8 protein-coding genes are annotated in these 13,927 nt (G+C 67.0%); 3 read left to right on the top strand and 5 right to left on the bottom strand.

Annotated elements, in window-relative coordinates; all coding sequences use genetic code 11:
• Nucleotides 1-7: 7 nt before the first annotated feature.
• The 5 genes from QM732_RS03580 to QM732_RS03560 all read right to left on the bottom strand — a co-directional run bounded on the left by QM732_RS03580 (nt 8) and on the right by QM732_RS03560 (nt 10,865).
• Nucleotides 8-1,330, bottom strand: coding sequence for a pectate lyase family protein (locus tag QM732_RS03580; protein WP_415654822.1), 1,323 nt, complete (start codon nt 1,328-1,330; stop codon nt 8-10).
• Nucleotides 1,331-1,434: 104 nt separating this feature from the next.
• Nucleotides 1,435-4,344, bottom strand: coding sequence for a TonB-dependent receptor domain-containing protein (locus tag QM732_RS03575; RefSeq protein ID WP_415654821.1), 2,910 nt, complete (start codon nt 4,342-4,344; stop codon nt 1,435-1,437).
• 44 nt (nt 4,345-4,388) lie between these two features.
• Nucleotides 4,389-7,226 (bottom strand): hypothetical protein, encoded by a 2,838-nt coding sequence (locus tag QM732_RS03570; RefSeq protein ID WP_415654820.1) that lies wholly within the window; start codon nt 7,224-7,226, stop codon nt 4,389-4,391.
• Nucleotides 7,223-7,789, bottom strand: a complete 567-nt coding sequence (locus tag QM732_RS03565) for a PEP-CTERM sorting domain-containing protein (RefSeq protein WP_415654819.1) — start codon at nt 7,787-7,789, stop codon at nt 7,223-7,225. Before QM732_RS03565 ends, QM732_RS03570 begins: the two co-directional genes overlap by 4 nt.
• Nucleotides 7,790-7,934: 145 nt before the next feature.
• Nucleotides 7,935-10,865, bottom strand: a complete 2,931-nt coding sequence (locus QM732_RS03560) for a TonB-dependent receptor (protein ID WP_415654818.1) — start codon at nt 10,863-10,865, stop codon at nt 7,935-7,937.
• A 470-nt stretch (nt 10,866-11,335) separates the two neighbouring features.
• Here QM732_RS03560 and kduD point away from each other — a divergent pair, with 470 nt between their 5' ends.
• The 3 genes from kduD to QM732_RS03545 all read left to right on the top strand — a co-directional run bounded on the left by kduD (nt 11,336) and on the right by QM732_RS03545 (nt 13,925).
• Entirely contained in the window at nt 11,336-12,097 is a 762-nt protein-coding gene (gene kduD, locus QM732_RS03555) for a 2-dehydro-3-deoxy-D-gluconate 5-dehydrogenase KduD (protein ID WP_415654817.1), read from the top strand.
• Between the two features lie 71 nt (nt 12,098-12,168).
• On the top strand, nt 12,169-13,056 hold the full coding sequence (locus tag QM732_RS03550) for a carbohydrate ABC transporter permease (protein WP_415654816.1): 888 nt from the start codon (nt 12,169-12,171) through the stop codon (nt 13,054-13,056).
• Entirely contained in the window at nt 13,053-13,925 is an 873-nt protein-coding gene (locus QM732_RS03545; RefSeq protein ID WP_415654815.1) for a carbohydrate ABC transporter permease, read from the top strand. Before QM732_RS03550 ends, QM732_RS03545 begins: the two co-directional genes overlap by 4 nt.
• The last annotated feature ends 2 nt before the right edge of the window (nt 13,926-13,927 follow it).

Genomic DNA, 13,927 nt, shown 5'->3' with positions numbered 1-13,927 from the left:
GGCGGGATCAGGGTCTGGGCAACGCAGGCCAGCCGGCCTTGGGGCTCATGTCGTCAAGGTTCCAGTCGTCGGCCCTGAAGGCGCGGCGGGTAGGCGCGTGGCGCGGGTAGCCGAGCGCGTTCTCCACCTCGGAGTCGATCAGCTTGCCACGGCCTTGTGCCATGTCGGCCAGCAACCTGGCATCCAGCGGGTCGCGCGCCCAGGGCCGCGAGCCGACCAGCGGCGGCAGCTCGCGCGCCAGGTCGGCCGCCGGGCGGATGGCCAGACCTTCAGGCAGCTCGGGCCGGGCCATGACGATGAGCTTGCCGGTCGTCTGCGCGTTGTTGCCCAGCAGCGGCACGGGCCGCCCCTGCACGTCGTGGGCGAGGTTGTCCGTCATGTGCAGCTCCAGGTCGCCCTGGCCCAGCATCGTGAAGAAGGCCGTGCCGGCCACGGTGCTGGGGCCATGTCGCATCGCATTGCCCACCAGCGTCAGGCGGCCGTTCTGGTACGGCTGTCCAGCCCATTCGTTGGCCAGCAGGTTGTAGTGCACCGCGCGGTCGCCGGGGTTGAAGATGTAGTTGTTGACCATGGCCCCCTGAGCGCCACCCTTGAAGAGCGCGTTGCGCTGGCGGTTGGAGGCGTAGACGTTGCCGTAGAGCAGCACGCCGCTGGTGTTGTCGTGGATCAGCGAGCCCTTGCTGTGCTCGCCCTTCTCGTGCACGGAAAGCCCCAAGCCCTCGTAGATGAGGTTGTGACTGTAGGTGATGCGGTGCGAAGTCGCCTTGCGCCAGTCCTGCGGTGTCTTGCCGTTGAAGCGCGGGCCGCTGGCCGAGAGGTTCTCGTCGGTAGCCCAGGAGAAGCTGCAATGGTCCACGATGACATCGTGCGCGCCGCCTATCGCGGAGATGCCGTCCTGGTCGCCGCCCCCCTTCTTGGGGCGACCGAACTCGCCGGGCCTGAAGCTCAGGTGCTGGACGATGACGTCGTGCGTGGCGATGGTGGTCTCGGCCTTGATGATGCTGATGCCGGGGTCGGGCGCGGTCTGGCCGGCGAGGGTCAGGAAGGGCTGCGTGATCTTCAGCGGCTGGCCGCCCATGTCGATGACGCCGCCGACCTCGAACACGACGATGCGCGGACCGGTTGCGGCGACGGCCTCGGCCAGGCTGCCGGGGCCGGATCGCTCCAGCGTCGTGACCTTGATGATGCGGCCGCCGCGGCCGCCCTGGGTCTCGGTCCAGCCGCGGGTGACGATGCCGCCCGGGGCCGGTGGTGAGGGGTCGGCCGCTGCGGCGACTTGCAGCGTGCTGGCCAGGGCTAGCGCGGAGACGGCAAGGGTCTTGATGATCATGTGTCGTGAAACGTCAAGCAAGTGCGAAGGGAGTAGCGAAGGAGCAGCTATTGAGCGGCGGGCAAGGTCCGGCCGGCCCTTGCTCGCCATGGCCTGCAACCGGTTCAGAAGAAGCTGTACTCGGCACCGAAGCGCAAGGTGCGGCCCAGCACGTCGGCACCGCTGGTGAGGTAGCCGTTGTAGTTGGTGTTGGCCGTCAGCGCCGGGTTGACGTTGGTGACGTTGTTGATGCCCACGCTGACCTTCAGGGACTTGAAGCCGTTGTAGGCCACGCTCAAGTTGTACTGCTTGTAGGCCTTGACGTCGGTGTAGGTGGAGCCCGCACGTGGGGTCAGGTCGGTCAGGCCGCTGCTGTAGCGCTGCGAGATCTGGGTCGACCAGCCGCCCAGGCGCCAGTTCACCGAGGCGGTGTGCTTCCAGCGGTAGATGATCTGCTGCGTGGTGGCCAGGCCGATGTTGGGACCGGTGTAGCGGGCGTCGGCGGTCAGGATGCCGACGTCGTCGAGCATCTCGCCGCCCTTCTCCACCGAGAAGGCGTACTTGTCGTAGTAGGTGCCGTCCAGCTTGAAGTTGAAGGTGCCCCAGCTGCCCGTGCGCAGCTGGTAGGTGGCGGCGACGTCGAGGCCGCGCATGTTCATGTCACCACGGTTGGCCTGGCTGGTGAGGATGTGGTCGATGGTGCCGTCGGCCTTGCGCAGGATGTTGGCGGCGTACTTGCCCGGTGACTGCTGCACTTCGGCCAGCGTCAGCGCGCCCAGCACGTCGTTGAGCTTGATGCTCCAGTAGTCCGCCGTCACCAGCAGGCCGCGGAAAGGCTCGAACGCTCCGCCGATGCTCCAGCCCTTGGACTTCTCGGGCTTGAGGTGGCTGTTGTCGGGCGACTTTGTCCAGTAGTCCGTGACCACGTTGCAGACCAGGCCGACCTTGTCCGGCGCGGACCAGGCCGCCACCGGCACGCCGGTGTTGGTGGTGGTGGGCGTCGTGCTGGGGCACAGCACCGGGTCGTCCATGGCCACCTGACGCACCTCGGGCGTCGGGTTCTGGATGTCCATGATGGAGGGCGCGCGAAAGCCGGTGTTCGCCGACGCGCGCAGCATCATCTCGGCCGTGGGCTGGAAGCGCACCGACAACTTGGGGTTGACCGTCGTCTTCTTGAGGTCGCTGTAGCTGTCGGAACGCACGGCGCCGTTGACGCTCCACGCCTTGGTGAACGGCGCGTCCAGCTCGACGACCGCGGAGCGGATGTTGCGATGCAGCGTGGCCGCCACGCCGGTCGGGTTCTCGCCGACGATGTCGTCCTTGAGCACGACGCCAGCGCTGCTGATGTTGTAGCTGCCGTCGGCCAGCTTGCCGACGTAGTCCAGCGGCGCGGCGCGCACCTTGGCCTCGTCGCGCCGCAGCTCACCCGACACGGCCAGCGTCAGCGGGCCGCCACCGAGGTCCATCAGCTCGCGGGTCAGCGTCGCGTCGACGGCCTTGTTGAAGGCTTCGTTGTAGCGGTAGGTGTAGTCGCGGACCTCGATGCTCTTCAGGTACTCCAGGCCGGCCGCGTCCTGCAGGCCGAAGGGGTTGAGGATGCCCTTGGTGAAGCCCTCCTGCGCCTTGCTGTAGAGGATGTAGCCGCCACCGGTGCGGGTGTCGCGCTGCGAATGGCCGTAGTTCAGGCCCACGCGGTAGTCGGTGTTCCAGAACGTGCCTTCGGCGCTGAGCACCAGGCGGTCGTTGATCTGCTCGTCGTTGCGGTAGGCCGAGCCCAGTTCGGCCGGCCCCCACTGGAAGTACACCAGCCGGTTGTTCATGTTCAGCGGCGTCACCGTGCCCGGCGTCTTGGTGGCGTCGATGTACATGGCCGGCGAGTTGGCGCCGGTGTTGCTGCCCACGACGTTGACCAGTGGCGTGATGCCCTTGCCGGGGTAGTACTTGCTGGTGGACGGGATGGTGTACGTCGTGGCCGGCTCGTTGCTGCTGGGCAGCTGCAGGCCGCGGTACTTCTCGACCGTGAAGGCCGAGTGCAGCACCTCCAGGCTCAGGCTGTGGCCTTTGCCGAGGTTCAGGCTGGCCTTGCCGAACATGGTGTTGATCCTGCTGCCGTCCGTGATCGCGGTGTAGTAGTTCGGGTCGCGGTAGCAGCCGGCGTTGCTGTACGAGACCGGGGTCGCCACGCTGCCGGCGCCCAGCGTGGGCAGCGAATAGGGTGCCACGCAGCCCGTCGCGAAGCTGGAGTTGTAGTTGCTGTTGGCGGAAGCGCTGAAGCCGTAGTTGGCGATGGGGCTCTGGTTCTTGTTGCTGGGCGTGACGAGCAGGCCGAGCTGGTTCAGCGCCGAGCCGTCGTACAGCTCCGGACGGTCACCCTGGAACAGGGCCGACTTGGTCTGGTAGTCGAACGCCGCGTAGATGTTCCAGCCGTCGGCGGCCAGGTCGCCCACGCCGCCGATCAGGCCCAGCGCGTAGGTCGCGCCGTGGCCGCCGCGCTCGGGCGAGTTCTGGTCGACCTTGATCTTGGCGCCCTTGTACTGGCTGTAGGTGAGGAAGTTCTGCACGCCACCGATGGCGTCGGAGCCATAGATGGACGAGGCGCCATCACGCAGCGTCTCGGCGCGGTCCAGCGCCATGCGGGGAATGACGTTGACGCTGACGTACTGGTCCTGCAGCGGCTCGTTGGCCATGCGCCGGCCATTGAGCAACGTGAGCGTGCGCATGGGGCCGAGGCCGCGCAGGTTCAGCACGGGACCGGCCGCGCCGGAGTTGGTGCCGAGCGACTGAGACTGCGGCAGCTCCAGCACCAGGTCCTTCAGTTCCGTGTGGCCGCGGGCGTCCAGCTCCTCCGAACGGACCGTGGACACCGGCAGCGCGGTCTCGCCGGCCAGGCGCTTGATGGACGAGCCCGTGACCTGGATGCGCTCCAGCGTCGCGGGGGCATCGGCGGTCTGGGCGTGAGCACCGGCGCACAGGCTCAGTGCGGCACTGGCGCACAGAGTCAGTCGGGCGGGGGTGTGCAGACGTCGAAAGTTCATCATGTCTCCGTGGTTCTTCTGTGTCGAAAGCGATGGCCGGGCCGTCACGGCGCGGGGACCCAGCCGCCGGGCGCACCGGTGGCGATGGTCGAGTTGTGGAAGATCTCGGCACGCGAGGTCAGGCCGTCGGCGGAGGCCAGCGACTTGGCCAGCTGGATGTTGGTCGGCACGTTGGCGACCTTGACCGAGGCGACGCCCAGGCGGCCTCCCATGTCCAGCGGCGCACCGCTCAGGTCCATGCTGCCGAACTCGCGCCAGCCGGCCGCATCGGTCGTGCCGCCATCGACCGTTCCGGCCCAGGGCGGCGGGTTGCTGCCGCAGTTGCCGGTGCCGGTGCCGGTCTTGCTCGTACCGGTGCCCACGCACCAGCCCGCGGGAACGATGTGCGGCCCCATGCGCGTGTTCACGAAGGCGATGTGGTCGACATAGGTCGTCGACGCGGTGCCGCCGCTGCGCGCAAGGTAGGCCTGCCCGCCACTGGCGATGAGGCCCGGCTCGGCCGTCAGCGCGCTGTTCAGGAACACGAAGCCCTTGTCGCCCGCCGTCGCGCGCGACTGCAAGATGAAGCCGGCCGAGTTGCTGCCGGTGTCGACGACCGAGCGGATCTCGCTCTCCTCGAACAGGCTGGCCATCACGCTGCCCCAGATGAAGTCGACGTTGCCGGCGACCAGGGACTGGTAGATCCAGCTGTAGCCCTTGAGCTGCAGCGTGTCCTGCTGGCTCAGGAAGTTCATCTGCTTGGCGACCAGGCGCGCGGCCGCGGCCGTCGTGCTGGTGTTGAAGTAGATGGCTTCGGCCTGGTTGTCCCAGCTGCTGCTGCGCACGTGGGGGTTCTGAAGCGTGAAGTTCTGCAGCGTCAGCAGGTCCGATGTCTCGACGAGGAAGGACGCGCGGCCGCCGCCGAGCACCCGGTGGCCCAGCGTCTTGCCCGAAGTGCTCAGCGCCGTGCCGGCCGACGCCGCGCTCGCGCCGCTGCCCGAGTTCAGCGACTCGAAGTTCACGTCGCCCACGACGACGCCGTCACGGCTCTCGCCGACGATGCTGAGGTTGGAGACCTTGCGCAGGATGTTGAGCTCGGGGTAGCTGCCGTTGGCCAGATGGATGGTCTTGGGCGTGGCGACCGTGTTGCAGCCGTTGGCCACCGGACTGTTGGTCGAGCAGTTCTTCATGACCCAGTTCAGCGCCCCCTGCAGCGTGCGGAAGTCGGCCGCGGTGCCGTCGTCGTCCACCGTGACGGCGGTGAAGCTGGCGGGCGCGGCGCGCGTCGTGAACCGCCAGCCATCGGCCTTGGTGATGCCGGCGAAGGCGGCACCCTTGATGGTGCCGGCGAGCACCGACGCATCCATCGTCACGTAGTAGGTCGTGCCGAAATCCAGCTTGTTGCTGTGCAGCTTGACCAATGCCTTGCTGCCACTGACGCTGACCGGGCGATACCAGACGTAGCGCGCGAACGTGGCGCCGTCGGGCATGGCACCCAGCCCGAGCGCGTCGATCTCGAGGTTGGTGCGGGCCAGCACTGTCTGCGTATCGCTGGCCGATGGCGCGACGCTCACGTCGATGCTGTCCACCAGCGCGTCGTCGCTGGCGCGGTAGATGCCGACCTTGCCCGTCGTCCCGATGGCGGGGGGCGCGTCGAAGGACAGCGACAGGCGCGTGTCGGTGGGCACGCCTGCTTCGTTGGCAGCCGGGGCGCGGGTGCCGGCCACGTCGCTGACGTTGCCGTTGCCGCTGATCTGCGTCGTCAGCTTCCCGGCCCCGGCCAGGGCGAGGTTGTTGGACTTGACGAGGGCGACCGGTCGCGGCTTGTAGGCATATCCCGGCGTGAAGGCCGTGCCGGCCACCGCGCTGCAGCCACCCAGCGGCGCACCGTTGAGCGTGGAGCCGCTGTCCTGGAACACGCCGCTGCGGTCGCTGCTCGGGTAGGTCACGACGCTGTCGCAGCCCGCCGCGCCCTCGATGGCGAACACGTTGTTGTGCGACACGATGTTGGCTTGCTTGCCCACGCCCACGCTGTAGGAATGCGGGTAGGGACTGGCCGTCTTGCTGCCGACGAAGTAGTTGTTGAGGACGTGGACCTGGCCGAAACGGACGCGTGGCACGCGCTGCGTGGTGCCGTCGAAGACGTTGTTGGCGATGGTGATGCGCAGCTTGCCCGCATCGCTCGTCAGGCTGTCGGAGCCGCCGATGAGCATGGACTTGTCATGCCGGGTGACGACGTTGTAGGAGATGGTGATGAGGTCCGCGCCCTTGGTGACGTCGATGGCACCGTCGTGGCACTGCTTGGTCTTGCCGTTCTCGACGGGCAGCGTGTCGTCGGTGACGGGCGCGTCGGTGATGGTGTTGCGGTCGATCCAGACCTGGGTGGCCGTCACGATGCCGATGGCGTCGTACTGGGAGTTCCAGTTGCCCAGGGCCCCGTCGGTCGGGTCCCAGACGGGGCCGACGTCGCAGGGCGCGACGATGTGCAGGTTGCGCACGATGACCTGGCTGACGCTGGCGATGTCGATCCAGGCGTTGACGAAGCCTGCACCGGGCCCTTCGCCGATCAGCGTGGTGTTGCTCGTCAGCTTGATGCGGGCGCGCACCTTCTGGTCGGCCGTACTCGCGAAGGGCGTGCCCTCGGTCATGTCGATGGTGCCGGCCACCTTGATGATCTTGGGCGCGTTGCCGGCATTGGCCAGCGCGTTGAGCAGCTCTGCCCGGTTGCGGACCGTGTAGATGTGGTCGGGCGTGGCGGCACTGCCGCCGACGGTACCCGCACCCCATCCATCGCTGGGTGCGGTCTGCAGCGCGGCATCGACGGCGTGCGCCGGCAGGGCCAGGGCCAGGGGCAGCAGCGCGGCGAGGCTGCCCAGCCGGCGCAATGGCTGGAGGGCCTTCATGCGGGCCTCCTCGCACGACGCAGGACCAGCAGGCCCAGCCCCGCACCCAGCAGCGCCGCGCTGGCGGGCTCGGGCACGGCGCTGATGGCGATCTGCGTCGTGAAGCTGCCGAACTCCTCCGTGAAGCTGAGGTTGTTCAGCGTCAGGCTGATGCGCTGCGGGTCCAGCAGTTGCAGGCTGACGCTGCCGCCGTTGACGCCCGTCAGGTCCAGCGGCGTGAAACCGGTGATGGGTGCGGCCAGGCCGGCGAAGCTGAAGGTCAGCGTGTAGCTGCCGGCCAGGCCGGTGGCGCCGCTGTTGTTCCAGACCTGCACCCGGCCGTCGGCGAAGAAGTCGATGGCGACTTGCGCATCGGCGGTGATGAACTCCAGGTCGTCCGCCGCGAGCGCGGTGGTGTTGCTGCCGGGCTCGTCCGCGAACAGGTGGTCCAGTCCCAGCAGCGTCTGGCTGGCGCCGCTGACCTGGCCGGTGATGAAGGTGCCCGCGGGAAGGCTGTCGGCAGCCTGTGCGGCGGTCACGGCCAGCCATGCGGCAGCCGCGACCACGAGGGTCTTGGGGGTCATGCTTGTCTCCGTACTGAGGTCTGGCTCGCCCCTTCGGGGCGGCCGACGCTTCTTGCTCAAGTCCGGGGACCAGCAGGGTCCCGCCCATGAAAAAGGGACACCGACGACAGGCCGGCGCCCTTCTCTTGTCTAGGCCAGGCGCGGCTTAGAACTTGTAGCGGGCACCGATCAGGTACTCGCGGCCGGTCACGTGATAGACCACCGAGCTGTTGCGGGCGCGGCTGATGAACTGGTCATTGGCCTCGTTGGTCAGGTTCACGCCTTCCAGCGTCAGGTCCAGGTTGGGCGTGACCTTGTAGCTCAGCGAAAGGTCCACGTTCTTGGTGCCGTTCTTGCCTTCGACGTCGTTGTTGTTCTGGCCCGGCACGCGGGTCAGGAAGGACGAGCGCTTGGACAGGGACACGCGGGCGCTGAAGGTGCCGTCGTCGTAGTACAGCGTGCCGTTGGCCGACGTGGGCGACATGTTGATCAGGTCGTCCACGATGACGCTGTTGCTGGTGGGCGAGACCAGGTAGGTGATCTTGGACTGCACCTTGGTGTAGTTCAGCAGCACGCCGAAGTTCTTGCCCCAGCCCGGCAGGAAGTTGAAGGGCTGCTGGAAGTTGATCTCGAAGCCCTTGAGCTTGCCCCCGGGGGTGTTGATCGGCGTCGTGTACTGGAAGATCTCGTCGCCCGTGAAGTTGGACGGCAGCAGCGACAGCGGCAGGCCGGAGTCCTTGAACGCGATGTTGGTGCGCAGGCTCTGGATGTAGGTGTCGATGTTCTTCTGGAACAGGCCCAGGCCGATGAAGCCGTTGCGGTCGTGGTACCACTCGGCGCTGAAGTCGAAGGTCTTGGCGCGGAAGGGCTTCAGGTAGGGGTTGCCGGCCGTGATGCTGAGCGTGCCGGTCGTGGCGATGGAGCCGCCGGGATTCAGGTTGCCGAGCTGCGGGCGGGCCATGGCCTTGGCGGCCGCGAAGCGCAGGATGACGTCCGGCGCCACGGTGGCGGCCAGGTTCAGGGCCGGCAGCGTGTCGCTGTACTTGTTGACGGTGGTGACCTCGGTGCCGCCGCCGATGGACTGGTAGCCGGTGGCGATCTGCTCAGTCGTCACGTAGCGCACGCCGACGTTGCCGTCCACCTTGATGCCGAAGGGGCGGCGCGTGAACTCGGCCATCAGGTAGCCGCCCTGGTCGGTTTCCTGCACGGCGCGGTTGTTGCCGCGGGCGTTGCCGTTGGTGGTGGACGACAGCGTGAAGTCGCCGGGGCCGCCGACCGGACCGCTCTTCAGGCAGTTGCAGTAGATGTCATAGGCCGCCACGATGGCCTTCAGGTCCGGGATGACCCAGGAGGTGGCCACGCCGCCCGGCAGGGACAGGCCCTTGCCGAAACCGGTCAGCGTCGTCGTCAGGCCTGCCGTGGAGGCCGGCGCGAAGATGGTGTCGTTCTGGTTGATGCGGCGGAATTCGTAGGTGTCGAACTTGTAGCGCTTGTGCTGGACACCGCCCTTGAGCAGGAAGTTGTCCATGGGCTCCCAGGTCAGGTCGATCTGGGCCACGTCGTTGCGGTTGTTGGCACCCTGGGGACGGATGCGGATCTCGCTGGTGGTCGCGTTGGTGACGGTGGTGGCCTGGGTGCCGCTGGTCGCCACGGGCACGCCGACGATCTGCAGCGGGCCGCTGGCCGACGTCACGTCGAAGGGGTAGCTGATGACGGGCAGGCGGTCGTTGCCGCGGAAGTCGATCGCGTAGCCGTTGACGTTCAGCGCGTCCAGCGTCGTCGTCGTCTGCACCGGGTTGCGGAACTTGGACTCTGCGCGGCCGAGCTTGACCTGGGCACGCAGCGTGTCGGTGAACTCGTGCTCGACGGTCAGCGTGGGCTGGGTGAACGTGGTGGAGAGTTCGTCGTAGCGCGATTCGGCACGCACGTCCACGCCGTTGTACTTGCCGTAAAGCAGCGCGCCGTTGGCGTCGTACTGCGACTCGACCACGCTGGTCTGCGGCTTGCCGCCCTGGGCGGCCGTGCGGCTGAAGGAGATGGCCTCGAGGAAGTCCTCCTGGCGCGTGGCCTTGAGCTTGGAGTACAGCAGGTCCAGGCTGACGGTGGTCGTGTCGGCCGGGCGCCATTGCACGGAGCCGGTCAGGCCCACGCGGTCCTGGTCGTGCGTCAGGCGGCCGTAGCGCGGCAGGCGCGGGTGGAAGTTGTTGGCGCTGCTGGCGGTGTTGTAGGTGGCCAGGTTGTCCGCCGTCGCGGGCAGCTTGGCGGGCGGCAGCGAGCTCGGAATCGACGCCACGCCGCCCGTGCCGCAGTTGCCGGTACCAGGTGCGCACCAGCCGCCGGACGAGGCGCCGTTGTCCCAGCGCACGGTGGAGAAGCCCTCTTCGTACAGGCGGCGCTTGGACAGCGCGCCCGACACCAGCACGCCGAAGGTGTTGTTGGCGAAGGTGTTGGACACGAGGAAGGCCGCGCGCGGGTCGGTCTTGCCGATCAGGTCGTTGTAGCGCCCCTTCAGCGATGCGGTCGCGACGAACTTCTTCAGGTCAAACGGGCGCGCGGCCTGCAGGTCCACCGTGGCGCCCAGCGAGCCCTCGTCGATGTCGGCCTGGTTGCTCTTGCGCACCGTCAGGCTGTTGAAGAGCTCGGCCGCGAACACGTTGAAGTCGAAGCCGCGGCTGCGGTTGGCGCCGCCGGAGCTGTCGGTGCCGCCGGTGGTCGCCAGCGCCTCGATGCCGTTGATGCGTACACGCGTGAAGTCGGCGCCCAGGCCGCGCACGGTGATGTTGCGGCCCTCGCCGGCATCGCGGTCGATGACCACGCCCGGCACGCGCTGCAGCGACTCGGCCAGGTTGGTGTCGGGGAACTTGGCGATGTCCTCGGACTTGATGACGTCGACGATGCCCTTGTCCTGGCGCTTGGCGTTCAGCGCGCTCTCCAGCGAGGCGCGGATGCCCGTCACGGTGACGGTTTCCAGCTGGTTCTTGGCCGCGTCGGCCGGCGCGGTCTGGGCAGAGGCAGATGCGGCGGACAGCGTGGCGAGGGTGGCGGCCAGAGCCACCGGGCTCAGGGCCAGGCGGCGGGACGGACGGAACGAGGGCATGTGATGTCTCCTGGTGCAAGGCCACCTGGGCGCGACGCGCTGGCGGCTCTCGGGTTATGCGAGGGCAATTGAGCCTGGGCGCACGCAGGGCACCCTTTGATTTCTGGTCCGGCGACGCTGCAGTGCGAGCGCCGGCTGTTGTCGCCGACGACTACAGGCAGCCGTTGCGACGAGCGGAAAACTGGTCGAGCAGCGGGGCGCCGTCGCCGATTCCGGTCCAAGGCGCGTCGTCGCTGAGGATGTAACTGCTCATGGTTGTGCTTGCTTGGTCTGGCTTGTGGACGATGATAGGTGGAAGATGCAAAATTCGGAACATCGGTTCACTAATTAGAAACCATGATTCCGCAACACTTGCCGCGTGACTAAAGTCGCGACGTCGGAAAAGTGGAACTGCGTTTCAACCGATTCCCAACCCCTGCAGCCACGCCGGGGCCTGCACAACCGGTGCCCTACGCACCTTGGACAAAGACATGGTTCTTCAGAACTTCAATCTGGCCGGCAAGACGGCCATCGTGACCGGCTGCAACACGGGCCTGGGCCAGGGCATGGCCCTCGCGCTCGCCCAGGCCGGCGCCGACGTGGTCGGCGTCAACGTCACCGAGCCCGACGAGACCAAGGCGGCCGTCGAAGCGCTGGGCCGCCGCTTCCTGGACCTGCGGGCCAATCTGGGCGACGTCAGCTGCATCCCCGACCTCGTCGCCCAGGCCAAGGCCTTCAACGGCGCGGTGCACATCCTGGTCAACAACGCCGGCATCATCCGGCGTGAGGACGCCATCAAGTTCTCCGAGGCCGACTGGGACGACGTGATGGACCTGAACCTGAAGTCGGTGTTCTTCCTGTCGCAGGCCGTGGCCAAGGTCTTCATGGCCCAGGGCACGGGCGGCAAGATCGTCAACATCGCCTCGATGCTGAGCTTCCAGGGCGGCATCCGCGTGCCCTCCTACACCGCCAGCAAGAGCGGCGTCATGGGCATCACGCGGCTGATGGCCAACGAGTGGGCCTCCCACGGCATCAACGTGAACGCCATCGCCCCGGGCTACATGGCCACCAACAACACCGCGGCGCTGCGCGCCGACGAGCAGCGCAACAGCGCCATCCTCGAGCGCATCCCCGCCGCCCGCTGGGGCAAGCCCGAGGACCTGGCCGGCCCGGTGGTGTTCCTGGCGTCGCCGGCGTCGGACTATGTCAACGGCTACACCGTCGCCGTGGACGGCGGCTGGCTCGCCCGCTAAAACGCATCCGCAGTACGAGGCCCGCCCACGGCGGGCCCGTGAATAACAGCCTCGGACGGAGACACCGGGCGATGTACGAGAACAAAAAGCTGGGCTTCATGTTCGTCCTGCCATTCGTGCTGGGCGTGCTGTTGTTCAAGGCCTTTCCCTTCGTGATGAGCTTCGCGCTCAGCTTCACGCAGTACGACCTGATCGACCCGCCCGAGTGGGTGGGCCTGCGCAACTACGAGGAGATGCTGGGCGGCGACCCGCTGTTCACGAAGTCGCTGGGCGTCACGCTGACCTTCGCGCTGCTGGCGGTGCCGCTGCGGGTGGGCTTCGCGCTTGTCGTGGCCCAGGTGCTGAACTTCCGCCTCAGGGGCATCAACGCCTTTCGCGCTGCCTTCTACATCCCGTCCATCCTGGGTGGATCCATCGCGGTGGCGGTGCTGTGGCGCTTCGTGTTCGCCAAGTACGGCCTGGTCAACATCATCCTGGCCAAGCTGGGCCTGGAGCCCATCCCCTGGCTGGCCGACGAGCACTACTCGATGTGGACCATCGTGCTGCTGTTCACCTGGCAGTTCGGCTCGGCCTGCGTCATCTTCCTGGCCGCACTGCAGAACGTGCCCAAGTCGCTGTACGAGGCCGCCGAGATCGACGGTGCCAGCACGGGCCAGCAGTTCTGGAAGATCACGGTGCCGCTGATCACGCCGGTCATCTTCTTCAACCTGATCATGCAGATGGTGCATGCCTTCCAGGAGTTCAACGGCCCCTACCTGATCACGGAGGGCGGCCCGCTGCATTCCACCTATGTGCTGGCGCTCTACATCTACGACCAGAGCTTTCGCTTCTTCAACCTGGGCTATGGCGCAGCGCTGAGCTGGGTGCTGTTCGCGCTGGTCGCGGGCCTCGCCGCGATCTCGTTCTGGAGCAGCAAGTACTGGGTCTTCTACGCCGGTGAGAAGGAGAGCCGCAAGTGAGCGCCGCCGCAGAAATGAATGAACGCGCCGTGGGCGACGACGGCAGGACGCCCTGGCTGCGCTACCTGATGCTGGGCGCGACGGCCATCGTCATGCTCTACCCGCTGCTGTGGCTGGTGGGCGCCTCCTTCAAGAGCAACAGCGAGATCTTCACGTCGGCCGGCTTCTGGCCCAGCAAGTTCTCGCTGGACGCCTACGCCAAGGGGTGGAAGACCAGCACCGAGTACACCTTCGCGACCTACTTTCTGAACAGCTTCCTCATCACCATCCCGCGCATCATCGTGACGGTGATCTCCTGCGTGCTGGTGGCCTATGCCTTCGCCCGCTTCGAGTTCTGGGGCAAGAAGATCCTGTTCAGCATCATGGTCGGCACGATGATGCTGCCGCTGATCGTGCTGCGCCTGCCGCAGTACCTGGTGTTCCGCGAACTGGGCTGGCTGGACAGCTACCTGCCGCTGATCGTGCCCTCGGCCTTCGCCACCGACACCTTCTTCGTCTTCATGCTGGTGCAGTTCCTGCGCGGCATCCCGCGCGACATGGAGGAAGCCGCGCTGATCGACGGCTGCAACGCGCTGCAGCTGCTCTGGCACATCATCGTGCCGCTGCTCAAGCCGGCCATCATCTCGGTCATCGTGTTCCAGTTCATCTGGACCATGAACGACTTCATGGGGCCGCTGATCTACCTCGCCTCGGTCGAGAAGTACCCGGTCAGCCTGGCGCTCAAGATGAGCATAGGCGCCACCGAGGAGGTCGAGTGGGCCAACGTCATCGCGATCTCGGTCGTCGCGCTGATCCCGTCCGTCGCGGTGTTCTTCGCCGCCCAGAAGCATTTCATCGAAGGCGCCACCAGCAGTGGCGTGAAGGGATAAGG

Origin of the sequence: Roseateles sp. (genome assembly GCF_047654805.1) — a bacterium.
Lineage (GTDB): Bacteria > Pseudomonadota > Gammaproteobacteria > Burkholderiales > Burkholderiaceae_C > Pelomonas.
Note: the sequence above shows the minus strand (reverse complement) of the source record. Positions and strands in the feature narration are given on the sequence as shown.

What these genes read in the sequence shown, in the direction of transcription:
- QM732_RS03575 (WP_415654821.1), bottom strand. Translation starts at nt 4,344, where the DNA reads ATGAACTTTCGACGTCTGCACACCCCCGCCCGACTGACTCTGTGCGCC.
- QM732_RS03550 (WP_415654816.1), top strand. Translation starts at nt 12,169, where the DNA reads ATGTACGAGAACAAAAAGCTGGGCTTCATGTTCGTCCTGCCATTCGTG.
- QM732_RS03565 (WP_415654819.1), bottom strand. Translation starts at nt 7,789, where the DNA reads ATGACCCCCAAGACCCTCGTGGTCGCGGCTGCCGCATGGCTGGCCGTG.
- QM732_RS03570 (WP_415654820.1), bottom strand. Translation starts at nt 7,226, where the DNA reads ATGAAGGCCCTCCAGCCATTGCGCCGGCTGGGCAGCCTCGCCGCGCTG.
- QM732_RS03560 (WP_415654818.1), bottom strand. Translation starts at nt 10,865, where the DNA reads ATGCCCTCGTTCCGTCCGTCCCGCCGCCTGGCCCTGAGCCCGGTGGCT.
- kduD (WP_415654817.1), top strand. Translation starts at nt 11,336, where the DNA reads ATGGTTCTTCAGAACTTCAATCTGGCCGGCAAGACGGCCATCGTGACC.
- QM732_RS03580 (WP_415654822.1), bottom strand. Translation starts at nt 1,330, where the DNA reads ATGATCATCAAGACCCTTGCCGTCTCCGCGCTAGCCCTGGCCAGCACG.